At 64.5% G+C, this 25457-nt stretch carries 20 protein-coding genes; 13 read left to right on the forward strand and 7 right to left on the reverse strand.

Annotated elements, in window-relative coordinates:
- Window positions 1–2508: an FAD-dependent oxidoreductase gene (locus IP65_RS00125; RefSeq protein WP_022675218.1), complete on the reverse strand. Its 2508-nt coding sequence runs from the start codon at window positions 2506–2508 to the stop codon at window positions 1–3.
- A gap of 451 nt (window positions 2509–2959) precedes the next feature.
- Between IP65_RS00125 and IP65_RS00130 the strand changes: the two genes are divergently transcribed.
- The 4 genes from IP65_RS00130 (at window position 2960) to IP65_RS00145 (ending at window position 11279) form a co-directional block, all read left to right on the forward strand.
- The gene (locus IP65_RS00130; RefSeq protein ID WP_082209000.1) at window positions 2960–5473 is read left to right on the forward strand and encodes a TonB-dependent receptor; all 2514 of its coding nucleotides are present in this window, start codon (window positions 2960–2962) and stop codon (window positions 5471–5473) included.
- 163 nt (window positions 5474–5636) lie between these two features.
- Complete coding sequence (locus tag IP65_RS00135; RefSeq protein WP_054130346.1) at window positions 5637–7841, forward strand: PQQ-dependent dehydrogenase, methanol/ethanol family; 2205 nt, start codon at window positions 5637–5639, stop codon at window positions 7839–7841.
- A gap of 2 nt (window positions 7842–7843) precedes the next feature.
- On the forward strand, window positions 7844–9211 hold the full coding sequence (locus IP65_RS00140) for an amino acid permease (RefSeq protein WP_054130347.1): 1368 nt from the start codon (window positions 7844–7846) through the stop codon (window positions 9209–9211).
- 217 nt (window positions 9212–9428) lie between these two features.
- Window positions 9429–11279 carry a DUF885 family protein gene (locus tag IP65_RS00145; protein WP_054130348.1) on the forward strand — a complete coding sequence of 617 codons (1851 nt, stop codon included), beginning with the start codon at window positions 9429–9431 and terminating at the stop codon, window positions 11277–11279.
- Window positions 11280–11348: 69 nt separating this feature from the next.
- Here IP65_RS00145 and IP65_RS00150 read toward each other — a convergent pair whose 3' ends face one another.
- The 4 genes from IP65_RS00150 to IP65_RS00165 are packed head-to-tail and all read right to left on the reverse strand — an operon-like array spanning window position 11349 to window position 14993.
- A complete protein-coding gene (locus IP65_RS00150) occupies window positions 11349–12239 on the reverse strand; it encodes an MBL fold metallo-hydrolase (RefSeq protein WP_022675213.1) in 891 nt (296 codons plus the stop codon).
- Between the two features lie 32 nt (window positions 12240–12271).
- A complete protein-coding gene (locus tag IP65_RS00155; protein ID WP_054130349.1) occupies window positions 12272–13021 on the reverse strand; it encodes an SDR family NAD(P)-dependent oxidoreductase in 750 nt (249 codons plus the stop codon).
- Window positions 13021–14646: an FAD-binding oxidoreductase gene (locus IP65_RS00160; RefSeq protein WP_022675211.1), complete on the reverse strand. Its 1626-nt coding sequence runs from the start codon at window positions 14644–14646 to the stop codon at window positions 13021–13023. The genes IP65_RS00155 and IP65_RS00160 overlap by 1 nt, the downstream gene beginning before the upstream one ends.
- Complete coding sequence (locus IP65_RS00165; protein WP_054130350.1) at window positions 14643–14993, reverse strand: cytochrome c; 351 nt, start codon at window positions 14991–14993, stop codon at window positions 14643–14645. Before IP65_RS00165 ends, IP65_RS00160 begins: the two co-directional genes overlap by 4 nt.
- 209 nt (window positions 14994–15202) lie before the next feature.
- On the opposite strand from IP65_RS00165, the gene IP65_RS00170 reads away from it, so the two are divergent.
- The 8 genes from IP65_RS00170 to IP65_RS00205 all read left to right on the forward strand — a co-directional run bounded on the left by IP65_RS00170 (window position 15203) and on the right by IP65_RS00205 (window position 22480).
- Window positions 15203–16111 carry a LysR family transcriptional regulator gene (locus tag IP65_RS00170; RefSeq protein ID WP_022675209.1) on the forward strand — a complete coding sequence of 303 codons (909 nt, stop codon included), beginning with the start codon at window positions 15203–15205 and terminating at the stop codon, window positions 16109–16111.
- Between the two features lie 100 nt (window positions 16112–16211).
- Window positions 16212–17327 carry an FAD-dependent oxidoreductase gene (locus tag IP65_RS00175; protein ID WP_054130351.1) on the forward strand — a complete coding sequence of 372 codons (1116 nt, stop codon included), beginning with the start codon at window positions 16212–16214 and terminating at the stop codon, window positions 17325–17327.
- A 34-nt stretch (window positions 17328–17361) separates the two neighbouring features.
- The gene (locus IP65_RS00180) at window positions 17362–18264 is read left to right on the forward strand and encodes a VOC family protein (RefSeq protein WP_022675207.1); all 903 of its coding nucleotides are present in this window, start codon (window positions 17362–17364) and stop codon (window positions 18262–18264) included.
- Window positions 18265–18269: 5 nt separating this feature from the next.
- Window positions 18270–19427 carry a S9 family peptidase gene (locus tag IP65_RS00185; protein ID WP_054130352.1) on the forward strand — a complete coding sequence of 386 codons (1158 nt, stop codon included), beginning with the start codon at window positions 18270–18272 and terminating at the stop codon, window positions 19425–19427.
- A gap of 83 nt (window positions 19428–19510) precedes the next feature.
- Window positions 19511–20290 carry a cyclase family protein gene (locus tag IP65_RS00190; RefSeq protein ID WP_054130353.1) on the forward strand — a complete coding sequence of 260 codons (780 nt, stop codon included), beginning with the start codon at window positions 19511–19513 and terminating at the stop codon, window positions 20288–20290.
- 5 nt (window positions 20291–20295) lie between these two features.
- A complete protein-coding gene (locus tag IP65_RS00195) occupies window positions 20296–21279 on the forward strand; it encodes a fumarylacetoacetate hydrolase family protein (protein WP_054130354.1) in 984 nt (327 codons plus the stop codon).
- Between the two features lie 255 nt (window positions 21280–21534).
- The gene (locus IP65_RS00200) at window positions 21535–21897 is read left to right on the forward strand and encodes a WYL domain-containing protein (protein ID WP_231627456.1); all 363 of its coding nucleotides are present in this window, start codon (window positions 21535–21537) and stop codon (window positions 21895–21897) included.
- A gap of 214 nt (window positions 21898–22111) precedes the next feature.
- Entirely contained in the window at window positions 22112–22480 is a 369-nt protein-coding gene (locus IP65_RS00205; protein ID WP_054130355.1) for a PRC-barrel domain-containing protein, read from the forward strand.
- Window positions 22481–22545: 65 nt separating this feature from the next.
- Here the strand turns inward: IP65_RS00205 and IP65_RS00210 are convergent, their stop codons facing one another.
- Window positions 22546–23298, reverse strand: a complete 753-nt coding sequence (locus IP65_RS00210; protein ID WP_133726787.1) for a Crp/Fnr family transcriptional regulator — start codon at window positions 23296–23298, stop codon at window positions 22546–22548.
- A 293-nt stretch (window positions 23299–23591) separates the two neighbouring features.
- Between IP65_RS00210 and IP65_RS00215 the strand changes: the two genes are divergently transcribed.
- The gene (locus IP65_RS00215) at window positions 23592–24512 is read left to right on the forward strand and encodes an SDR family oxidoreductase (RefSeq protein ID WP_082349676.1); all 921 of its coding nucleotides are present in this window, start codon (window positions 23592–23594) and stop codon (window positions 24510–24512) included.
- Between the two features lie 68 nt (window positions 24513–24580).
- Here IP65_RS00215 and IP65_RS00220 read toward each other — a convergent pair whose 3' ends face one another.
- Window positions 24581–25234, reverse strand: coding sequence for a Crp/Fnr family transcriptional regulator (locus IP65_RS00220; RefSeq protein WP_158441934.1), 654 nt, complete (start codon window positions 25232–25234; stop codon window positions 24581–24583).
- Between the last annotated feature and the right edge of the window lie 223 nt (window positions 25235–25457).

Below are 25457 nucleotides of genomic sequence, written 5' to 3' on the forward strand. Positions count from 1 at the left end.
CTAGCTCCGCAATGCAAGGTTTTCGGGGTCGAAGGGCGAGTCTGGGATCACCACGGCCTTGTGCATCGTTCCGAGAATGGAAATCTCGAGTTCGGTGCCAAGGTTTGCGTGTTCGGGTGCGATCATCGCAAGCGCCAGCGACTTGGCCGTGCGCCAACCATAGCCGCCCGACGTGGCGCGGCCAACCAGTTGTCCATCGCGATAGATCGCTTCGGAGCCGCGGGCATCGGCATCGGTGACGCCCAGCACCTCCAGGGTAACCAGAGTAGAAGAAAGACCGGCTTCCTTCTTCGCCAGCAGCCCGTCACGGCCAACGAAGTCCGGCTTCTTCATGGATATGAAGCGTTCAAGCCCACTTTCCAGCGCGTTGTATTCCACGGAAAGTTCGCGCGGGATCAGCTTGTAGCTCTTTTCCAGCGCCATCGACGTCATCGCCCGGATGCCAAAGGGCTTGATGTCGAATTCGGCGCCGGCTTCCATCAGCTTGTCGAAGATGTAGTTCTGCATCTCGATCGGGTGGTGGAACTCCCAACCCAGCTCGCCGATGAAATTCACGCGCAGCGCATCGCACGGCGCCGCGCCGATCGAGATGCGCTTGCCCGTCAGCCACGGGAACGCCTCGTTCGACAGATCGGTGCGGGTCACCTTGGCCAGCACGTCGCGGGCACGCGGCCCGGCCAGAACCAGCACGCCCATTGCCGTGGTCAGTCGCTCGAACTTGACCGAACCGTCGGCGGGCAGCGCCTTGATCAGATAGTCATGATCGTGCTGCTCCAGCGCGCCGGCCGAGACCAGGTAATAGCTTTGCGGCCCGCGCTTATAGACGGTGAACTCGCTGCGCACGCCGCCAGCCGGTGTCAGCAGATACGACAGCGATACGCGGCCGATCTTCTTGGGCACCGCGTTGGACAACAGCTTGCCCAGCCATTCTTCCGCACCAGGGCCGGAAATCAGGCACTTGGCAAACGCGCTCATGTCCTGAATGCCAACCTTTTCCGTCACATGGCGGCATTCATTGCCAACATGCTCGAAGTAGTTAGAGCGGCGGAACGACCACTTTTCGCGGATCGGCGCGCCCGGCACATCGGGATGGTTGTGGTTGAGGAGGGTTTCGGGCCGATCGAGATCGGCGTCGCTCAGTTCATAGCCTTCGGGCGCGAACCAGTTGGGGCGCTCCCAGCCGAATACGCTGCCGAACACCGCGCCCAGCTTCTTCATGCGGTCATAGCACGGCGTCTGGCGCAGCGGGCGGGCAGCCTCGCGCTCTTCATCGGGATAGTGAACGGTGAACACCTTGGCATAGGCTTCCTCATTCTTTTCGATGAGATAGCCTTCGTCGGCATAGGTGCCGAAGCGGCGCGGATCGACCCCCATCATGTCGATGGTGGGTTCGCCGTCCACAATCCAGTGGGCCAGCTGCCAACCCGCGCCGCCGGCTGCCGTGATGCCGAAGCTGTGACCTTCATTGAGCCAGAAGTTCTTCAGCCCCGGCGCAGGACCGACGATGGGCGACCCGTCGGGCGTGTAGGCAATGGCGCCGTTGTAAACCTTCTTGATCCCCAGCTCACCAAAGGCGGGCACGCGCTCGATCGCCGAGAGGATATAGGGCTCCAGGCGTTCGAGAGCATCGGGAAACAGTTCATATTCGCTGTTGGCGGCCGGCCCCTTCACATAGCAGGCCGGTGCGCCGACTTCATACGGGCCAAGCAGCAGGCCGCCGGCTTCCTCGCGCATGTACCAGCTCGAGTCGCTTTCGCGCAGCACGCCCATTTCGGGCAGGCCCTTGGCGCGGCGCTCCATGATCGCGGGGTGCTGTTCGGTGACGATGTACTGATGCTCGACCGGGATCACCGGCACATCCAGGCCGACCATCGCGCCCGTCTGGCGGGCAAAGCTGCCGGTGGCCGAAACCACATGCTCGCAGGTGATCTCGCCCTGGTCGGTGGCCACCACCCATTCGCCGTTGGCCTTCTGGGTGATGCCCGTGACCGTGGTATTGCGCATGATCGTGGCGCCCCGCTGGCGCGCCCCCTTGGCCAGGGCCTGGGTCAAGTCGGCCGGCTGGATATAGCCATCGGCGGGATGCTGGATCGCGCCGAGCACCCCGTCCATCTGTGCCAGTGGCCAGATTTCATGCACTTGCTCAGGGGTGAGAAAGTTTACGTCCACCCCGATGGTCTTGGCCACGCCCGCATAATAGCGGTATTCGTCCATGCGATCGGGGCTGTTGGCGAGGCGAATGTTCGACACGCGCGAGAAGCCGACGTTGAGGTCGGTTTCCGCTTCCAGGCTGGGATAGAGATCAACCGAATACTGGTGCAGCTTGCCGACCGAGTAGGACAGGTTGAACAGCGGCAGCAGGCCGGCGGCATGCCAGGTAGAGCCCGAGGTCAGTTCCTTGCGCTCGATCAGCACGACATCGGACCAGCCCATCTTGGCCAGGTGATACAACGTGCTGACGCCGACGACGCCGCCACCAATCACCACAACGCGCGCACTAGTCTTCATGTCATGCCTCGGCTTTGCTTGGCTGCCTATTTGCAGAAGGGCTATTCCAGCGCGGGAACCGGCGCAATCACGGTGCCACACCATTTTGGAAACTAATGCGAGGGATTAGAAATAATGCTTGCCCCAAGGTCGGGGTGCGCGGCGTTTCGAGTCCCGCCACCGCGCCATTTCGAACCCGCGCACCCGGCCCTGCCGCCACGGCGCCCGGCACGGTAGGGCATTAGGCAAGTTAATGAGAGTAGTAAGTAGGTGTTATTACCAAGCAAAACTGGTGCAGTTAATTTTATATCCTAAAATCATATACTTGATCTTTATGATACCGTAATCCCACAAGGCCGGAAGAAAGCTTTTCCACTGTTGCTGAAGGCTTGCTGCGCCTGCGTTCCTGATGCACGATCCCGGTGCAGGTATTGTGCCCCCGAACGAGGGGCCGGCTTGGAGGGAAGCTGTCATGCGTCACCTGGTATTCTCGGGCACTGTCCTGAATCAAAAATCTGTTCTCCAACACTTTGGTGCGCGTGCGCGCCATGGCCGATCGGGCATCCGCATCATGGCGCTGGCCGCCACGGCGCTGATCCCCGGCCTGGCCCAGGCCCAGGCGCCCGCCCCGGCCCCGGCCGAAACCGCCGCCGCCCCACAGACCGACAACGGCACGGGCGACATCGTGGTGACGGCACAGCGCCGCGAGCAGAAGCTCAACGACGTGGGCATCGCCGTCTCGGTCATTTCCGCCAAGGACTTGCGCGCGCTCAACATTAACAACGCCACCGATATCGTGCGCGCGATCCCCAACCTGAAATACAACGCCTATGGCTCGAGCCAGGTGGTGTTCAACATTCGCGGCGTGTCGCAGAACGACTATGGCGACCAGCAGGAACCGCCGGTTGCCGTCTATCAGGACGACAGCTACGCGGCCTCGATCACCACGGCCGGCTTCCCGATCTTTGACCTGGCCCGCACCGAGGCGCTGCGCGGGCCGCAGGGCACCCTGTTTGGCCGCAATGCCACCGGCGGCGCGGTGCAGTTCATTTCCAACCAGCCCAGCCACGAGTTCGGCGGCTATCTCTCTGCCACCACCGGCAGCTTCAACCAGTCGATCTTCGAAGGCGCGGTCACCGGCGGGCTGACCCAGACGCTCTCGGCCCGTGTTTCGGGCGTGTATGATCGCGATTCCGGCTATATCAAGAACCTGCTGCCCGGCGGGGCCAATCTGGGCGCCAACAACCATTGGGCCACGCGCGGCATCCTGCAGTGGGATCCCACCAGCGATTTCCGCGCCCGCCTGACGGTGCGCTATACCCAGGCAGATCACGAGCGCCAGGCTGGCGTCTATACCCTGACCCCGGCTTGCCCCAATGCCCAGTTCCAGGGCGAATTCCTGGCGGCCAACCAGGTTTGCGACTATTGGAACAACTATGGCGGCACGTCGTACAACGGCGGCGTGCCCGGCTCGGTCGCCAATGGCTATGCCAACCCGGCGATCACCGCCACCCAGGGCGGCAACCCGTGGCAGACCTATAGCGCGGGCGAAAACTATGTGAACCGCAAGCAGTTTGCCGCCACGCTGCGCCTGGAAGCCAAGCTTGGCGCGTTCGACGTCACGTCGATCACCGATTACCAGAACCTCGCCAAGTTCTATATCGAAAGCGATGATGGCGTGCCCGGCCTGCCCTATGTGGAAGGGGCCGCACTGCCGCCCTTCACCACTGGCCCCTGCGCCAGCGCGCCCAGCGTCACCTGCTATGCCTCGGGCACGATCTTCTATCAGCGCGCCCGCACCCAGCAGATCACGCAGGAACTGCGCGCCGCCACCCATTTCGGCAACAACTACCTGACCATGGGCGCGTTCGGCATGCTGCTGACCGGCAACTATGGCGCCAAGTATGCCACGCCGTTCGACCAGTACGATCCCACCGTGCAGTTCTACCAGCGCACCAAGTCCTTCGCGGTCTTTGCGCAGGACGAATACAAGTTCGACGATCACTGGAAGCTGATCCTGGGCGCCCGCTACTGGCGCGACAGCAAGCTGGCCTGGTACCGCGCGGCAGAGGCAATTTCGGGCCTCACCGTCAACTGGGGCCCCAGCGGTATCAACTTCTTCGATCCCACCGGCGCAGCCCAAGCCAGCGGCATCACGGTCACGCCAGCGGCCGCCTCACCCACCTATGACGGCGTCACTGCCCGCGCCGAGCTGGATTACAAGCCCGGCCCCGATACCCTGCTCTATGCCAGCTACAACCGCGGCTCCAAGTCGGGCGGGTTCACGTTCTCCACCGGCACGCCGTTCCCCGGTCAGGCCCTGATCGATACGCTCAACAACATTCCCTACCGGCCCGAGACGCTCAACGACTATGAAGTGGGCCTCAAGACCAAGATCGGCCGCAATATCCAGTTCAACCTTGCGGCATTCTACTATGATTACAAGAACTACCAGGCCTATGTTCAGGTCGGTTATACGCAACTGGTGCGCAACCTGCCTGCCACCATCAAGGGCGTGGAAGCCGAACTGACCGCCCACCCGATCGAAGGGTTCACGCTCCAGGCTTCGGCCGCGGTGCAAGACAGCAAGGTCAAGAACGTGCTGCTGCCTGATGGCGTGACAGTCGTGAACCACGATCTGCCCCAAGCGCCGGGCTTTTCCGGCAACGCCCTGATCCGCTATGAATTCGGCATGGGCGGCGCGCGCGTCTCGCTGCAGGGTGACGCGCTCTACACCGGCAAGTTCTGCTTCTCGGTGCTCTGCGCGCCAGACGAGCGCGAAGGCGCCTATCACGTGGAAAATGCCCGCATCGGCGTGATCCCGGCGGGCGGCAAGCTGGAACTGGCGTTCTTCGTCAACAACCTGTTCAACCGGGTCTATCGCTCCTACGCCTTCGACGGCTCGCTCTATTGGGGCGATGCGCTGAGCGTCTATGGCAAGCCGCGCACCTGGGGCCTGACCGCCCGCATCAACTTCGGCAACTGACCCATGCCCGGGCCGAACCTGTGACGGGTTCGGCCCGGGTTTCGACAAGACATGATGACGGCCATGGCGCATCCGGGCCACGTGGGGCGGCGAGGCGATTGCAGCTGTGGATAGACTGTGATCTATCTTGCCAAGTTCCCTGCCCCACCGGAAAGTGAGGCCCATGAAGACCCTGCGCCAGGCTGTCCTGATCCTGCTTGCCTCTGCCGCCATGGGCGGCGGCACCCTGATGCTCAACGCCTGCACCAGCGCCCGGGCTGATACGCCAAATACGGAGGCTGATCGCGCGGCGGCGCCCACTGCCGGCGCCGAATGGCCGCTGACCGGGGGTGACACGGCGGGCACCTGGTATTCCGCGCTTACCGATATCAACGAAACCAACGCCGCCACGCTGGGCTATGCCTGGTCTTACGACATGGGCACCGAACGCGGGCAGGAGGCCACGCCGCTGGTGGTGGGCGGGGTGATGTACACCTCTGGCATCTGGGGCAATGTCTATGCCCTCGACGCCGCCACCGGCGTACTGCTCTGGCAATATGATCCCGAAGTGGATGGGCAGTGGGGCCGCAATGCCTGCTGCGACGTGGTCAACCGGGGCATCGCCTATCGCGATGGCACGGTGTTCGTTGCGTCGGAAGACGGGCGGCTGCACGCGATCGATGCCAAGACTGGCAAGGCCCGCTGGATTGCCGATACCATCATCAACCACAAGCAGCCCTATGCCTCTACCGGCGCGGTGATCCTGACCAAGGATGCCGTGGTGATCGGCAATGCCGGGGCCGATATCGGCGATGGCGACCTGCGCGGCTATATCTCGGCCTGGGATATCAAGACCGGTGCGTTCAAATGGCGCTTCTTCACCGTGCCGCCCGCACCCGGGCAGCCGTTCGAGCATCCCGAACTGGCCATGGCGGCCAAATCGTGGGGGCCCAACCGCGATGGCCGCACCCAGAACGGCGGCACGGTGTGGGACGGGCTGTCCTACGATCCGGAAACCGACCAGATCGTGTTCGGCACCGGCAACGCCTCGCCCTATCTGCGTTCGGCCGACGGGGTGCGGCATGATGACCTGTTCAACGCCTCGATCATTGCGGTCAGCGCGCAAAATGGGCGGATGAACTGGTACTACCAGACGACGCCGGGTGACGAATGGGACTATGATGCGGTCCAGAAGTTCGTCTTTGCCAACCTGACCATCGCTGGCCAGCCCCGCCGCGTGGTGATGCAGGCCTGCAAGAACGGCTTTTTCTACACGCTGGACCTGAAAACGGGCAAACTTCTGTCAGCTGATCCGTTCACCTATGTGAACTGGGCCAAGGGCGTGGACCTTGCCACCGGCCGGCCGCTGGTTACCGAGCATGCCGACTATTCGAAAAGCCCGAAGAACGTCTATCCTTCGTGGGCCGGCGGGCACACCTGGAACCCGATGTCGTTCAGCCCGCAGACCGGCCTGGTCTATATCCCCGCGATCGATGCCGGCAACGTGCTGCTCAACATGAAGGCCAACGGCGGCTCCCTCACCCATCTCGAAGGCTTCTTCTCGTCGGACGGGATCTTCCCCGACGATCTCTATGATCCCGCCGCGCTCAAGCGCGTGTTCGGGCCGTTGCCCGCCAAAGACGATCTGCAGAAAGAGCGCCCTGGCGTGAAACTGGTGCGCGAGGTGCTGCGCGCATGGGATCCGGTGGCCAGGAAAGTGGTGTGGGAACGCGTTACCTCGCAAGGGGTGCGCGGCTATGACGGCGGGGTGCTGAGCACGGCGGGCAACCTGGTGTTCCAGGGGCGCGGCGATGGCAGCTTGTGGATCTACAACGCGCGCACCGGCGCGCCGATCAAGACCATCCAGACCGGCAGCCACATCATGGCCGCGCCGATGACCTACAAGATAGGCGGCGTGCAATATGTGGCGGTCCAGGCCGGCTATGGCGGATCGGGCATCACGTTCCCGATCCCGCCATCGAGCGCGGCCTATGCCAACCGCAACGCCAACCGCATCCTGGTGTTCAAGCTGGGCGGTGGCGCGGTGCCGATGCCCGACAAGCGCGAGGTTCCGCCCTACCTGCCGCCGCCGCCGGGCAAGGCCAGCCCGGCGCTGATCGCCCGGGGCGAGGACAAGTTCACCGAGAACTGTTCGCGCTGCCACGTGCTGGGCACGCCCGGTGTCACGCCCGATCTATCGCGCCTGCCGCCCGAAGTGCATGCCAGCTTCAACGATATCGTGCTGAAAGGCGCGCTGGCACCGATGGGCATGGCCCGGTTCGATGATGTGGTGACAAAGGCCGATGTCGAGGCCATCCATGCCTATCTGATCGACCAGCAGCGCCAGGGTTACCAGGCGCAACAGTCTGCCAAGAAAGCGAGCCACTGATCATGTCTGCATCTCCCCCCGGCGAAGCGCTGGCCCATTCGTTGAAGCCGCGCCATGTCGCCATGATTTCAATCGGGGGCATCATCGGCGCGGGGATCTTCGTGGGATCGAGCGCGGCGATCCACATTGCTGGGCCGGCCGTGCTGCTGACCTATGCGCTATGTGGCATGCTGGTCTTCGTGATCATGCGCATGCTGGGCGAGATGGCCATGGCGCGCCCGGGCGTAGGCTCGTTCACCGGCTATGCCGCGCTGGGCCTCGGCCCCTGGGCCGGGTTCACCACGGCCTGGCTCTATTACTATTTCTGGGTGATCACCATCGCGGTGGAGGCAATCGCCGGCGCCAACATGCTGATGCCGTTCATTCCCCTGCCGATGTGGGCGCTGGCCGCGCTGCTGATCGCCGCGATGACGCTGGTGAACCTGTTCTCGGTCAAGACCTATGGCGAGTTCGAGTTCTGGTTCGCCTCGCTCAAGGTGATCACGATCATCGGCTTCATGGCGCTGGGATTGGCTTACATCTTTGGCTTCGGGCCGGGCCTGGCGCGGCTGACGGCTGGTTTTGCCAGCCATGGCGGCGCGTTTCCCATGGGGCTGGGCGCGGCGTTCACCGCCATTCCGGTGGTGATCTTTTCGATGATGGGTTCGGAAGTGGCGACCATCGCTGCCGTGGAAACCGAAGACCCGGCGCGCAACATCGTGCGCGCGGCGCGCACCGTCACCTTGCGCATCATGTTCTTCTACATCGGCTCGATCGCGGTGATTCTGGCGATCCTGCCATGGGATAGCGTGATTTCGGGCAAGTCACCGTTCGTGGCGGCACTGTCGATCATCAAGGTGCCCGGCGCGGAAGCGGTGATCGGTGCGGTGATCTTTACCGCGATCGTCTCGTGCCTCAATTCGGCGATCTACGTAACCTCGCGCATGCTGTTTGAAATGGCGCAGCGCGGCGATGCCCCGGCAGCGTTCGGCCGCGTTTCGCCGCGGCGTGTGCCGGCGCTGGGCATCATCGTTTCGGGCGTGGCCGGCTTTGCCGTGGTGCTGTCTTCGGTATTTTCGCCCGATGCGCTGTTCACCTTCCTGCTGCAATCGTCGGGCGCGACGATCCTGTGCGTCTATCTGCTGATTTCCCTGGGCCAGATCGCCCTGCGCCGCCGGCTTGATGCGGCCGGTGAGCAGTTGACGGTCAAGGTCTGGGCGTTTCCCGTGATTTCGTGGACGGCGGTGGGCGGGATCATCGCCGTGCTGGTGATGATGGCGATGATGCCCGATCAACGCCTGCAGGTGGCGCTGAGCCTGGCGGTCTTTGCCGCCTGTGTCAGCGCCCATTTCCTGCGGCGGCAGCGCGCCCGCAACGCCCAGGTCGCCTGATCGCGAGACCCATCGTGGCCGATCGCAACCAGGGCGATATCCCGTTCGCGATCGGCCAACGACATGCTGGGATCGACCAGCGTCTTTGCTTTCAACCGCAACCATCCGCTATCGCGCGAAGGTGGTTGCCATTGCTGTGGCAGCCCTTCCCCCCCGCTGCCGCGCCCGGCGCCCCCCTCAATACGGGCGCGGCAGCCACTTTGTAACGGACTTGCCGATGAACCGCCGCCACATCCTCAAGGCCGGCGCCGCCAGCGCCGGGCTGGCCGCCCTGTCGAGCCTGGGCACTGCCCGCGCCGCAACCACCGCTTCCACCATGCCTGCCGACGATGCGGCTTCCAGTTCCGGCGAAGACCGGCGGCTCAATGCCCTGTTCGACAGCATGCTGGCCGATCAGCTGGCGCATTCGCCCGAAATGGCCACCGGGCTGGGCGTGGACAGCGGCGCGCATGCCGGCGCCAAGGCGCGCCTCGATGATCGCTCGCTCCACGCGTGGGAAGATGCCAAGGCCCGCACCGCGCGCGATCTGGCTGCGCTGCGCAAGATCGATGCCGCCAAGCTGACCGGCAACAACCGCTGGAACTATGCCAGCATCCTCTATTCCACCCAGCTCAACGACACGATGAACCGCACCTTTGCCACGGTCGGTTCGCCCTATGTCGTCACGCAGCTGACCGGCTGCTATCAGCAGATCCCCGATTTCCTGGATAGCCAGCACACGATCGCCAATACCGCCGATGCCGATGCCTATCTTTCGCGGCTGGACGCCTTTGCCACCGCGATCGACCAGGACAGTGCCGCCGTGCGCCACGACGTGGCCGCCGGCGTGGTGCCGCCCGATTTCATCCTGGCCAAGGCCCTCACCCAGCTCAAGGCGCTGCGCGACGTGCCGGCGGCGCAGTCCAACATGGTGTCATCGATCGTCCACCGCACGGCGGAGCAGCACATCCCCGGCCAGTGGCAGGCCCGCGCCGAAGCGATCGTGGCCAAGCGCGTGCAGCCCGCGCTCGATCGCCAGATCGCGCTGATGGAAAGCCTGCAGCCCAAGGCGGTGCACACCGCCGGGGTCGCCCGCCTGCCCAAGGGCGAGGAACTCTATCGCCTGTCGCTGCAGAGCTATACCACCAGCGACATGGCGCCGGAGGAAATCCACCGCACCGGCCTGGAACTGATCGCGCAGCAAAGCGCGCAGGCCGATGCCATCCTCAAGAGCCAGGGCTATACCCAGGGCACCGTGGGCCAACGCCTGCGCGCGCTCTATGACGATCCCAAGTTCCGCTATCCCAATACCGACGAAGGCAAGGACAAGCTGCTGGCCGACCTCAACCGCCAGGTCGAGGCGATGGAAGCGCGCCTGCCGCAGTATTTCGGCACTCTGCCCAAGACCAAGCTGGACATCCGCCGCGTGCCCAAGGCCACCGAGGCTGGCGCGCCGGGCGGCTATTACCAGAATGGCTCGCTCGACGGCACGCGCCCGGGCGCCTATTACATCAACCTGCGCGATACTGCCGAAGTGCCGAGCTGGACGCTGCCCACGCTGACCTATCACGAAGGCGTGCCGGGCCACCATCTGCAGCTCTCGCTGGCGCAGGAAGCCGGACTGCCGACGCTGCGCAAGATCCAGTTCTTTTCCGGCTATGGCGAAGGCTGGGCGCTCTATGCCGAACAGCTCGCGGTGGAAATGGGCGTCTATGAAAACGACCCGCTCGGCCATGTCGGGCAGTTGCACGACAGCATCTTCCGTGCCGTGCGCCTGGTGGTGGACAGCGGCATGCACGCCAAGGGCTGGAGCCGCGAACAGGCGGTGAAGTTCTATACCGACACGATCGGCGATCCCGAAACCATGGCGATCACCGAAGTGGAGCGCTATTGCGTGTGGCCGGGCCAGGCGTGCAGCTACATGCTGGGCAAGCTCGACTGGCTGCGCCTGCGTGCCAAGGCGCGCGCGGCGCTGGGCAGCAAGTTCGATATCCGCACATTCCACGATGCCGGCCTGCTGCCCGGCGCAATGCCGCTGCCAGTGCTGGACCAGTGCATCGACGGCTATATCGCCGCGGCGCTGGCCTGATCAGGCTGGGCAGATCGGGATAAATAGGGCCCCGGACATGATCCGGGGCCCTACGCTCCGCCGCCCCCGTCACTCATCCCACGGCGGAATTTCCCCTGCGCCCACCTTGCTCGAGGTGCCGAGCAGGAACCCGCCATAGACCTCGGTCGCGTCGGGATAGGCCTTGTTCATTGCCGCAGCGATCTCTGCCGACGAATGGCTGGCGGCACGCGCGGCCACGAACGTCTTGATATAGTCCCGCGTCCAGCCGATCGCGCCATTGTCGTTGGCCGCGCCGGGGTGGCGATGCCCAGCGATCACCGTCACCGGATGCAGCGCATCGAGGCGGTCGAGCGTGGCGAGCCAGGCCGCATAGCGCGCCGGCGTATGTTCACCCAGCCACACGTGCACGCCATTGTAGAGCACGTCACCCGCCACCAGGGTGCGCGCCTGGGCATCCCACACCACGGTCGAATCGACATGATCGCCCTGCATCGGCCCCAGTACCTGCAGGCGATGCCCGTCCAGGTCGATGCTGTCGCCGGTCATCGCCACCGGTTGCACCGGGCGGCGGGGCGCGTTGGTGCCCAATTGCCCGCTCCAGCGCTTGAACTTGATCGGGATGGACCGGGCCATATCGCGCGCCGCCACCGGATTGGCCACGATCTGCGCATCGGGAAAGGCATCGGCCAGCACATCCAGCCCGAAGAAGTGATCGGGATGATCGTGCGTGATCACGATGGTCTGCAGATGCTTGCCGCTATCAAGCACGGCAGCAGCGACGCGATAGGCATCGGATCGGGCAAACGGCACGTCGACCAACACCGCGTTCTTGTCTCCCTTGATCAGGGTGACATTGGCAAACATGCTGATCGGGCCGGTGGGAATGACCTCGTATTGCAGCGGTTTTTCCGCCGATTGGGCCAGGGCCGGTGTCGCGCCCAGCAGCGCTGCGGCCAACATGAACATAGGCATCTTCATGATAGAGGTCTCCTTCCACGCGCGGACGTTTTTCAATGCGCCGTCTGCCCGCCATCGATCACGAACAGCGCGCCGTTGCAGAAGCTGGCGGCATCGGAACACAGGTGCAGCACGGTGCCGGCCACTTCCTCGGGCGCGCCGGCCCGGCCCGATACGTTGTGGGCAAAGAACGCCTGCCTGAAATCGTCGCTATCGAGCCAGGCCTGCGTCATCGGCGTGGCGATGAAGCCCGGCGCGATGGCGTTGATGCGGATATTGCGCGCCGAATATTCCACGGCTGCCGCCTTGGTCAGGCCCACGACGGCATGCTTGGCGGCAACATAGTGCGCCATGTTGGGATCGGCGACGAGCCCGGCGACCGAGGCGGTATTGACGATCGCCCCGCCGCCGATGCTGAGGAAATGGCGGATCTGCGCCTGCATGGCATAGAATACGCCCTTGATATCGACATCAAAGATCAGGTCGAGGTTTTCGGGCGGCACTTCATGGAAGGGCAGCGGCGGCGGCAGCACGCCGGCGTTGTTGAACGCCATGTCGAGCGAACCATAGGTATCGAGCGCCAAGGCCACGAGATCGGCATGGACACGCGCATCGCGCACGTCAGCCTTGCGGAAGGTGGCGCGGCCACCGGCATCGACGATGGCTTGCGCGATCCGGGCCGCATCCTCGTTCCAGTCGCCGATCACCACGGCGGCCCCTTCGCGGGCAAAGGCGGCGGCGGTGGCCGCGCCGATGCCAGTGGCGCCGCCGGTGATCACCACGGTCTTTCCGGTAAAACGCATCAGATGATCCCCGATTTGCCAGGCGCGAGAATCCCGTTGGGATCGATCGCGTGCTTGAGCGTTGCGTTGAAGCGGCGGTTCACCTCGCCATATTGCTGCGCCACCAGGTCCATCGAATTGACCCCGGTGCGATAACTGGCCCAGCCCTGTGCGCCAAAGCGCACCACCAGTTCCTTGTAGCAGTCATCGGCGCGCTGGTGCTCGGCCGCATCGGCCTTGTCGAACAGCAGGGCGATGATGTGGTGCAGGTCGCGCCAGCCGATCGCGTAGGCGGCGGTATAGTCGAAGCCGTGGCGCGATACGATTTCGCGCGCCAGCGCCGTCTGCCGCTGTGCCTCCACCCCGCGCGCTGCGGCCACTGGCGCAAACCAGGCCAGACCCCCACCCGATCCGCGCCAGCGCAACAGGCCGATCTCGTCGAGGTTGAGGCCACCTTGCATCAGGGTCTGGTGGTGGTGGAACCACGGGTTGTCGCCCATTTCGGCCGCAGTCAGCACTTCGCCGCCGCTGGCGGTGAGGCTGGCGCGGATGATCGGCTCTACCCCCGCGATCGTCTGGTCGGTGCCATAGAGCGCGAAATAGGTGTTCCACATGCCCAGGCCATTGGCCTTGGCCGCTTTCTTGACGCTGTCATCGTCGAGCGGGGCGCCATCGGGCACGATCTCGTTGCGCCGCTTGAACATGGCGAGCTGGTAGCTTGCGCTCATCATCAGGTTGCAGTTGGCCACCAGGTTCGACACGCGCAGCGGGCGCATCGCCTCGATGATGCGGGGCACGTCGGCCATGTCGCCATGGCGCACCATGAACGGCTTGTAGACCGGCGGCCTGGGCATCAGCCACATGCCCATCTTGGTAACGATGCCAAAGTTGGATTGGGTGAACAGCCCGTCGAGATAGGGGCCATAGCCCCACTTGAACGCCTGCCAGGCCGTGCTGCCCTTGATGCTGCCCATGCCGGTGCGCATCACCTCGCCACTGGGCAGCACCACTTCCATGCCGCACTGGAACATGAAGTGTTCGCCATAGGGCGTGTATCCCACCCCGCGATCGAGCGTATTGCCCACCGGCGAGGCGATCGGGCCGACCGTGGGCACATCGATCCACAGCGGGATCTTGTTCTCGTCGAGATAGTCCTTGAGCTGCTGATAGGTGACGCCGGGCTCCAGCAGGCAGGTGCCAAGCTCGGCATCGACCTCCAGAATGCGGTTCATCCGCTTGAGATCGAGCACGACCTGCCCCGGCGTGGCCGGAGACGTCATGCCATAGCCCATGTTCTTGCCGGTCGAGACGGTCCACAGCGGCTGGCGATACTGGTTGGCGATGCGCACGATCGCCTGCACTTCTTCCAGCGATTGCGGGCAGACCGCACCCACCGGTTTGTAACGGTGCGCCGGATCGGGGATATAGGCCTTTTCATAGGGGGCCACGGCGTCTTCATCGCCGAATACCCATTCCGCCCCGACGACACCGCGAAAGGCCTTCATCGCGCCGGTAAAGTCCGCCATGCTGCGTCCCGGGGCGAGCGGTGCCGGGCTGGCGGCGCTGGCCCCGGTGCCCAGGCCGATGCTGGCAGCACCGACCAGGCCGGCGCCCAGCAGGCCACGACGATCGAGATCGAGGCTCATTGTCCGTGCTCCTCCTTGCGGGCCGGGCTTTGCGAAACCCATTGCGACAGGGCATCGAGTTCGGCGGGGGTAATTTCGGTGGGGCGGAACGCCGGCATCGCGTTTTGCCCATGGCGCACGATATAGCGGACAGCCTCGGCCGGCAGGCCACGCCCCAGGATGATCGGGCCCACGTTGCGGCCATGGCAATAGCCGCAAACCTTGGCATAGACCTGTTCCGGGCTACGCTGGGGCAAGACTTTACCCAGTGCCTGGCGCACGGGTAGAGCCACAGCCGGAGCGCCTCCCTGCTGGGCAAGCGCGGGCGTCGCCGGCAGCGGCAGGGCAGCCGCCAGCATGATCAGCATGGACCTTGTCATCATCCCCTCTTGTCTGCCGGGCCGCGCGTTTGTGCCTGCGCGTGCCCTGCCCTTTAGGGTGTATCCCCCGACCCGCCCGCGCGCCACGGCCAGCGGCAGCCAGCGTTTCACGCGGTGAAAACAGCGCGCACAACGCAGACAGGGCGATCGATCCACGCTATGGATCGATCTTCCTTCAAACTATCGACGAATGGCAGATGCGTTTCAAAGGTCTCGATCTCAACCTTCTGGCCGCCTTCGACGTGCTGCTGGAAAGCCGCAGCGTTTCGGCCGCCGCACGGCAGATGAACCTGAGCCAGCCGGCGATGAGCGCGGCGCTGACCCGCCTGCGTGAATACTTTGCCGACGAGCTGCTGGTGGTTCAGGGCAAGCGCATGTACCCAACCGCCTTTGCCGAGGCGCTGGTGCCACAGGTGCGCGATACCCTGCGCTCGGTCGAGGCGATGCTGGCGGCCTCCAACCGGTTTGATCCGGCAACCACGCAGCGCACGTTCCGCCTTGTGGCGTCGGACTATGTCGTGACCGCCGTGCTTGCCCCCCTGCTGCAGGCCTTGCCGCGCCTGGCGCCCGGCCTGCGCATCGAACTGGTGCTGCCCAGCGACGCTGCCCATACCGAACTGCGCGAAGGACGCGCCGACCTGCTGATCGCACCGGAGCAATTCATCCTGTCGGACCATCCCAGCGAATTGCTGTGCGAGGAACGCCACGTGGTGATCGGCTCCAGCCACAACGCCGCCTTTGCCGATGGCGGCCCCAGCCTGGAGGCATTTCTGACCGCCGGCCATGTCTCGGTGCGGATCGGCGCCTTGCGCGATCATGCCTTTGCCGATCGCCAGCTCAACCAGATGGGACTGGAACGCAGGATCGAGATCGAGGTGCCTTCGTTCAGCACGATCCCGTGGGTGTTGATGGACACGCAGCGCCTGGCGGTTATTCAGGAGCGGCTGGCCCGCCGCCTGGTCGCGGCCTTTCCGCTGGCGATGGCGCCGCTGCCGTTCGCGTTTCAGCCGATGCGCGAAATGGTGCAATATCACCGCACGCGCAGCAGCGACGAGGGGCTGCGCTGGCTGATGGCCCGCCTGCGCGAAGTGGCCTATCGCAGTTGATCCATTCCATGGATGGATGATGATCAAAACAATCTAGTATCCAAATTCGTATTCACCCCTAGGATGCAGGTCATAACCAGCCCTTGGGGAGAGACCTGACGTGCAAGACTTGCCCGTGCTTGTGGTGGGCGCCGGAATCGGCGGCCTTTCCGCCGCCATCGCGCTGCGCCGCGCCGGCCACCGTGTCACCGTGATTGAAAAAGACCCGACCTGGTCGGTCTATGGCGTGGGCATCATCCAGCAGTCCAACGTGGTACGCGCGATGGAACAGCTGGGCGTGCTCGATGCCTTCCTCGATGCCGCCTGCGGATTTGACGCGGTGGAAATCTATGTGCCCGATGGCACCCGCGTGGCGCGCGTGCCCACCCCGTCGCTGGTCGAAGGACGCCCGTCGAACGTGGGCATTGGCCGCCGCGCGCTGCAGAAGGTGCTGGGCGACAGCGCCCGCGAACTGGGCGCCGACATCCGCCTGGGCCTGACGGTCACCGCGCTGGACGAAGCCGATGATGGCGTGGACGTGACGCTGTCCGACGGCAGCACCGCGCGCTATGCCGTGGTGATCGGCGCCGACGGCGTCTATTCGCAGACCCGCCAGATGATCCTGCCCGATGCGGAAAAGCCGCAGTTCACGGGCCAGGCGGTGTGGCGCTACAACTTCCCCCGCCCGGCCGATCTCGATGCGCTGCACGTCTACAACGGCCGCATCGGCATTGGCCTGGTGCCGGTATCGCGCGACACGATCTACATGTACGTCACCACGCCCGAGCCGGACAACCCGCGCTATCCGCGCGAGGGGCTGGCCGCTGCGATGCGCGGCAAGCTGGTTGGCGCCGCGCCGCAGATCCAGGCCCTCGCCAGCCAGATCACCGATGATGACGGCGTGGTCTATCGTCCGCTGGAAGGCATGATGATCCATGGCCCCTGGCACAAGGGCCACGTGGTTCTGCTGGGCGATGCCGTCCACGCCACGACCCCGCACCTGGGCCAGGGTGCCGGCATGGCGATCGAGGATGCCCTGGTGCTGGCCGAGGAACTGACCGCGGCCGACAGCGTGGAAGAGGCGTTCAGCGCCTATCGCGCCCGGCGCTATGAACGCTGCCGCTATATCGTCGAAAGCTCGCTCGCCATCTGCATGGGCCAGTTGGGCAAGGGCCCGCCGATCGACAATCACAAGGCCACGGCCGAGATGTTTGCCATGGTCGCCCAACCGATCTGATCTTTTTTGCCTTCTTGCCAAGGATTGCCAAGCGATGAGCCGAGTAACCGAAATCCGCTATGTCGGATATGGCGTCGAAAACTATGACGCCGAACGCGCCTTTTACGCCGATGACTGGGGCCTGGACGAAGTGGCCGCCACCGATGACATGGTGTGGTTCAAGGCCCAGGGCCATGACGAACACCATGTCGTGCGCCTGCACAAGGCCGAGGTGAACCACGTCGAAGTGATCGCCTTTGCCGCCGACACCCCGGCCGATGTGGACGCGCTGCACGACAAGATCATCGCTGCCGGCTGCAAGGTGATCCATGCCCCTGCCACGATGGATGCGCCGGGTGGCGGCTATGGCTTCCGCTTCTTCTCGCCCGATGGCCTGCCGTTCGAGATTTCGGCCGATGTCGCCCGTGGCGACAAGCGCACGCTCGCGCATTGGGAAGGCGTGCCGGTCAAGATCAGCCATATCGTCATGCACTCGCCCGATCACCAGGCAATGGTCAAGTTCTTTACCGATGTGCTGGGCTTCAAGGTCTCTGACTGGCTGGGCGATTTCATGTGCTTCCTGCGCTGCAACGAAGCCCACCACCGCGTTGCCATCCTGCCTGGGCCGCCCTGCCTCAACCATGTGGCCTATGACATGCTCTCGGTGGACGACATGATGCGCGGCGCCAGCCGCCTCAAGAAGCGCGGCACCGATCTGCGCTGGGGCCCGGGCCGCCACACCGCCGGCAACAACACCTTCAGCTATTTCACCACGCCCGCCGGCTTTGCCGTGGAATACACCGCAGACCTGGACCAGGTCGATTTCGAAACGCACGAGGCCCAGGTCCATGTGCCGGCGCCCTCGATCATGGACCAGTGGGGCATTGGCGTGGGCGGCCCGCAGACCATGCCGCATCCGGCGCCCGACGCGCGCCTGTTCCAGCCGGCCGGGGTTTGATCGTCATGGCGCTGTTTGAATACTTTCCGAACTACATCTGGAACCTGTCGGTTGCCATCGCGATGGAATCGGGTGGCCGCATCGGCGAAATCGTCGACATGTGCCAGCCGATCAAGGACGCGGCGGCCAACGGTGCCGACGCCGGCACGCCGCAGTTCATGAAGGCCTGGGTCGCCATGGGCGACAAGCTGCTGGAACTGGCTGGCGAGGACGAAGCCAAGGGTCGCATGCTCTCGGCATCGAACAAGCTGGAGCGCGCTTCGCTCTATCTGTTCACCGCAGAGCGCATGCAGGGCCATGGCGCGCCGGGGCGCAAGGAAACCTACGCCAAGGCGCGCGCGGCGTTCGACAAGTCGACCCAGTTGGGCAAGATCAACCGCCAGCGCGTGGAAATCCCGCTGGAAAACGGCACGATGCCGGCCCTGTTTACCCGCGCGCCGGGCGAAGGGGCAAAGCCGGTGGTGGTGTTCTGCAACGGCCTCGATAGCTGCAAGGAACTGCTCTACTGGACCAACCTGCCGACCGAACTGGCACGCCGCGGCATTTCCACGCTGTGCGTCGACCAGCCCGGCTCGGGCGAAACGCTGCGCCTGCAAGACCTGCCGGTCGATCCGCATTCGGAAAGCTGGGCTTCGCGAGCGGTGGACTGGCTGGAGCAGCAGCCCGAAGTCGATCCCAAGGCGATCGGCATGACCGGCATTTCGCTGGGCGGGCACTTTGCCCCCCGCGCGGTTGCCTATGAACCGCGCTTTGCCTCGGGCGCGGTGTGGGGTGCCAACCACAACTGGCGCGAAGTGCAGGACAAGCGCATGGCACGCGAGGGCGAAAACCCCGTGCCGCACTATTGGGCACACGTGCACTGGGCATTCGGCGCCAAGGACCAGGACGATTTCCTCGCCAAGTCCGAAGCGATGAACCTCAACGGCCACATCGATCGCATCAAGGTGCCGTTCCTGGTCACCCACGGGGCCAACGATCGCCAGATCAGCGTGGCCTATGCCGATGATCTCTATGACCAGCTGGTCAATTCGCCGCGCCGCGAAAAGGTGATCTTCACCCCGCGCGAAGGTGGCGTGGAGCATGTCGGGGCCGACAACATGTCGTATGGCCGCGATCTGCTGGCCGATTGGTTTGCCGAAACCCTGGGCGGCCATACCGCCTGATACACTACGCCTGACAAGACCAGGATGCCGGCGGCGCATGCACCAGCATGCTCCGCCGGCATCGCAAAGAGAGGATCCCCCCGATGGCCCGCCGCTTCATCGACCTGTCGATCACCCTGTGCAACGACGTGGTCAGCGACCCACCATTCATGCGCCCCGAGATCACCTATCAGACCCACCCCGACACCGTGGGCGAACTCGGCCATTTCTTTCCCGGCGTGACACAGGAAGACACCATCGATGGCGCCGGCTTTGCCGCGGCGGAGTGGGTCAAGCTCACCACGCACAACGGCACGCATCTCGATGCGCCCTGGCATTTCCACCCCACCATGGACGGCGGCAAGCGCGCCATCACCATCGATGAAGTGCCGCTCGAATGGTGCTTCCAACCCGGGGTCAAGCTGGATTTCCGGCACTTTCCCGATGGCTATGTGGTCACCGCGCAAGACGTGGAAGACGAACTGGCGCGCATCGGCCACGATCTGCAGCCGCTCGACATCGTGCTGGTCAACACGGCCGCCGGTGGCGCCTTGGGCCGCCCGGATTTCGTCAACGTGGGCTGCGGCATGGGCTATGAGGCGACTATGTACCTGACCACGCGCGGCGTGAAGGTGACCGGCACCGACGCCTGGAGCTGGGACGCGCCGTTCAGCTATACGGCGGAAAAGGTCAAGGAAACCGGCGATACCTCGCTGATCTGGGAAGGCCACAAGGCGGGCCGCGACATCGGCTATTGCCACCTGGAAAAGCTGCACAACCTGGAAAGCCTGCCGCCGCACGGATTCATTGTCAGCTGCTTCCCGCACAAGATCCAGGGCGCATCGGCCGGGTGGACCCGCGCCGTCGCGATCATCGAGGAATGACCGCGATGCGCCTGGCAACCTTGCGCAATGGCACGCCCGATGGGCAGCTGGTGGTCGTCTGCGCCGCTGCCGCCCGCTATCTGCCTGCCGGCCCTGCCCTGCCCAACCTGCTGACCGCGATCGAGAACTGGGGCAGCGCGGAAGCCACGCTGGCCGCGCTCGCCAGCGAGCTGGCCGATGGCGCCGGTCTGCCGCTCGATCCCGCGCAACTCGCCGCGCCGCTGCCGCGCAGCTGGCAATGGCTCGATGGTTCGGCCTTTGGCACGCATGGTGACCTGATGCAGGTGGCCTTCAACATGCCGCCGATCGAAACCGATCTGCCCCTGATGTACCAGGGCCTGTCGGACCGTTTCTATGGCCCGACTGATCCGGTGCCCTTTGCCGATCCTGCCCATGGCATCGATTTCGAAGGCGAATTTGGCGTGATCGTGGACGCGGTGCCGATGGGCACCAGCGCGCGCGACGCCGCCGCACACATCAAGCTGGTGGTGCAGATCAATGACTGGTCGTTGCGCACGCTGGCCCCGATCGAGATGAAGACCGGGTTCGGCTGGGTTCAGGCCAAGCCCGCGTGCAGCATGGCCCCCTTTGCCGTGCCGCCCGCCGCGCTGGGTCAAGGCTGGCATGACAATCGCGTCGCGCTGGACCTTGTGGTCGATTGGAACGGAGCGCCGTTCGGTCACGCCAATGGCCGCGCCATGGATTTCAGTTTTGCCGAACTCGTGGCCCATGCCGCCCGGACACGCGATCTGGTCGCCGGCACCGTGATCGGATCGGGCACGGTATCGAACCCGGAATATGCCAGCGTGGGCTCAAGCTGCATTTCAGAACGCCGCGCGATCGAGATCATCGCCGCTGGCAAGCCGGCCACCGCATTCATGGCGATCGGGGATCATGTGCGGATGGAGGCGCGCGGCGCCGATGGCAGCACGCCGTTTGGCGCGATTGACCAGCAGGTGGTGCAAGCCTCCCTCCCCGCCGCAAGCTGAGCGATATCTGAAAAGTTGGCGGGGCGAAGTGCGGCGCCCCGCCAAAAGTTCAGGGAGATCAGGACGGCAGCCAGCCATCCGCAAGCGGGCAGAGGGTCATGCCCGTTGCCCGATCGGTTTATTGATAATGAATATCAATTGCAATAGCAAAATATGCGGGTTGCCCTGCGCCTGTTTCGTTTTGGAATTTGTGGCGCGCCCTGCGCAACCGTTCACACGATTGCCCTGAACCCGCGATTATCCTAGTGTGTTGCGATGCAGCAGAATCAGAATTCCTCGGGAACTCCCGAAACGGCGGATAGCGCGCCCGATATCGAGCAGTCGGTGCACATGCTGGGCTTTGCCATCGCCAACAAGCTGTGCGTGCGCGCGGTCTATAATCGCGGCAACGTGACACTGGCACCGCATGCCCTGTTCGAACGCCACGGCGCGCCGCACATCGATGCTGTCGTGCATGATCGCGATGGCGTGGCCCCGGTCGAGGAAAAGCTCGGCACGTTCCGCCTCTCGGGCCTGCGCGATGTGATCCTGACGTCCGAGCCGGCCAAGGTCTTTGCCGGTTTCGATCCGGCCGACGAACGCTACGGCGAAAAGCTGCTGGCCGCCATCGCGGTCTGAGCGCCTTCTTGCCTTTTCCAACCATGACGGGCGGGCATCCTTAGTGATGGCCGCCCTTTCTTTTTGCGCTGCTGGGCGGTGCACGACACGCAATCCTTGCATGGATCAGCATGCCGCTCTGCCCGGCGCAAGGGGGGCACGGCCTGCCCCTGGCACCGGCCCCATCGTATCGGCCGAGCAGTTGATGGCGTAAACCTCTATGCAGGAGAGCGCCATGTCTGGCAGCATTGCCACCGATGAAACCACCCGCCTGATCGCCTCAAACAAGGTGGACGGCACGGCCGTCTATAACCCCGATGGCGAGCGTCTCGGCTCGATCCACAACTTCATGGTCAACAAGCGCATTGGCACCGTCGAGTATGCCGTGCTACAATTCGGCGGCATTCTTGGCTTTGGCAGCGATTATTACCCGCTGCCCTGGAACACGCTGAACTATGACAGCGGCCAGGGCGGCTATGTCGTCAACCTGAGCCGCGAAACCCTGGAATCCGCCCCGCACTACCAGGCCACCGAAGAACCGGTCCATGACATTGACTATGGCCGCCGGGTCCATTCGCACTACGGCGTGTCCTACCCCTACTGATCGCGTCATACCGCCCAGGTTCGCGCGGGAAGGCCGGCCCTGCCCTTTGGCAAGGCCGGCCTTTTTCATGGGCTCGGCGCGGCGCTGTGGTGGCCGTGCGGCTCAAGATAGGCAGGGTCGAACAGCGCATGCTGTGCCAAGGCCCGCAATTGCAGGATGCGCAGCACGCGGTTTTCCAGATCGATCAGGCCTTGCCGCCGCATGTCGCGCAACACGCGATTGACGTGCACCGGGGTCAACCCGGTCGCCTCGGCCAGTTCCACTTGCGTGACCGGAAAGGCAAAACCGTTGCCCTGGGCCAAACCGATAGCATGCAGGCGGTGATGCAATTCGCAGAACAGGTGGCCGATCCGCTCGAACGCGGCGCGCTGCCCCACGTTGACCAGCCACCGCCGCAAAACCGCCTCTGCCACGCGGTTTTGCAAGGCCAGCGCCGTGGCAATGGCGGGGTGGGCCTTGGCCACCGCCTCCAACGCGCTGGTCGGGATTGGTGCGATGATCGCCGGGGTCAGTGCCAGGATCGAAAAGTCCATGCGCGCCTCACCCAGCGGTTGCCACAGGATATCGCCGGGCAGATGGAATGCGGTGATCTGGCGGCGGCCATCGGGCAGCATCACCTGGTGGCACGCCCACCCTTCCAGCAGCACGTGCACGTGGCCGGGCCGGTCGCCTTCGCGCAGGAACTCGCGGCGCGCCGCCACGCGGCGACGCGGGACGGCGCAGAGCCGTTCCACCGCGCGCACGTCGTTCTCGTCCAGCGGAAAGCAGCATGACAGGCGCCGGGCCAGGGCATTGAACAGCATCGAAGGCAGGCTCAAGGCAGATCAAAGGCGGTGATGCGCGTTCCGGCAGCAGTCACGGCGGCAGTCACGAGAGACATGGCGCAAGCGAAGCAGGGGTACACGCCAGAACGGGCATCGCAGTGGCGCGGCAACATCGCATCCTCAAACCTGGGGCGCGCCTTCCGCGCCGTCGGCAGCCTTATGAAATGACTGTCACATGCCCTTCTTCACATATGTAAAGCCTTGCCACCTTTTCTTGTTTTCGGGGTTTTTAAGGCATCCCGCGTGCGCCTCGCGTGCGCCTTATCCCCCTGCAAGGACCATCTTTCATGACCACGTCGCACCCCGCCAGCCTGGGCAAGCTGGGCGAGACCCCGCCCGAACACGAAGCCAAGGCCGCCGATGCCCAGGCCGGCACCGCCGCCGCGCCCGATCGCCAGGGGCAGGAGCAGGCGCTGAACCGCGAACCGAAATGGCAGCCGGTCTATCCCGGCTCGGGACGCCTGGCTGGCAAGGTGGCGATCGTTACCGGTGGCGACAGCGGCATTGGCCGAGCGGTGGCCGCGCTGTTTGCCCGCGAGGGGGCCAACGTGGCGATCGTCTATCGCCAGGACAGCAAGGACGCGCAGGACACCGCCGCCATCGTCGCCCAGGAAGGCGCAAGGGCGATCACCCTGCAAGGAGACGTGGGCGATCCCGCATTCTGCCAGCAGGCGGTGGACGCGGTCATCGATCGCTTTGGCCGGCTGGACGTGCTGGTCAACAATGCCGGTGAGCAGCACCCGGCAACGGACATTCGCGATATTACCCCGGAACAGCTCGATGCCACGTTCCGCACCAATATCTTTGGCATGTTCCACATGGTCCAGGCCGCAGTGGGCCACCTTGGCGCCGGCAGTGCGATCATCAATTGCACCAGCGTGACGATGTACAAGGGCGCGCCGCAACTGCTGGACTATAGCGCGACCAAGGGTGCGATCACGGCGTTTACCCGCTCGCTCAGCCAGAACCTGGTGGACAAGGGCATTCGCGTGAATGCCGTGGCACCCGGCCCGATCTGGACCCCGCTCAACCCCCAGGGCGGCGATGATCCGGACAAGGTGCGCCACTTTGGCGAGGATACGCCGATGGGCCGGCCGGGCGAACCCAACGAAGTGGCGCCGGCGTTCCTGTTCCTGGCCTGTGCCGATGGCAGCTATATGAGCGGGCAGGTGCTTCACCCCAATGGCGGCACCGTGGTCAACGGCTGACCAGCCAGCGTGGCAATGTGCGTGGCCTGGCTGGAACGGCGCCCCCGTTCCAGCCAGGCCGTCCGGCCTCAGGCCGCGCGGGGCACGCGCGGTTCAGGGTCGAGCGGCACTTCACCCAGTCGCTTGAGCGCAACCAGATCGCGCACCTGCATCCACCGCCCCTTGAGATCGACCAACCCCTCGCCGCGCAGGGTCTGCAACACGCGGTTAACGTGGACCGGGGAAATACCGACGATATCGGCAAAGTCATACTGGGTCAGCGGCATGGCGCAGCGATCCTGCACCACGCGGTTGCGTGCGGCCAGCCGGCTGTGCAGCTCGCACAGCAGGTTGCACAGCCGCTCGGTCGCGGTCATCCGGCCCAGGTTGAAAATCCACTTTTCGCGGTTGCGCAGCAAGGCCAGCATGGCGTCGAGCACGCGGATCATGCTGTCTTCCTCGTGCGGCGCGCGGGCCTGGATGCGGCTGTGCGGTAGCATGCGCGCACGCACCCGCGTCAACGCCACGATCGGCAAGGTGGCGCGGCCTTGCAACAGCCATTGCGGCTCGCAATAGTCGCCGGGAAGAAACAGCGTGATGATCTGGCGCCGGCCATCGGGCAACAGGCGGTATTGCGCCGCCCAGCCTTCCTCGATGCGCAGCACGTAATCCTTGCGTTCGTCCGCGCGGGCCAGAAATTCGTGGCGACGGTATGTGCACACCTGGCTTGGCGCGCGGGTCATATCCTGCGTCATATCCTTTCCCCTGATTTGCGGCGTGATGCCTTTGGCGAATCAGCGGAAAATCTAGGTTCCATCCATTCCGGACAATTCACATAGGTTTGCTTTGGCCGTTCCCATCGACCAGCCGTGGCACCGGGCAGACCAACCGCATCTTGCCCCAAGAGACAGATTGCAAATTGCACACATGGGATAGCCGCGCGGACATTGTGCCCCGCTCGCACGC

The sequence above is a fragment of the Novosphingobium sp. AAP1 genome (genome assembly GCF_001295765.1).
Lineage (GTDB): Bacteria > Pseudomonadota > Alphaproteobacteria > Sphingomonadales > Sphingomonadaceae > Novosphingobium > Novosphingobium capsulatum.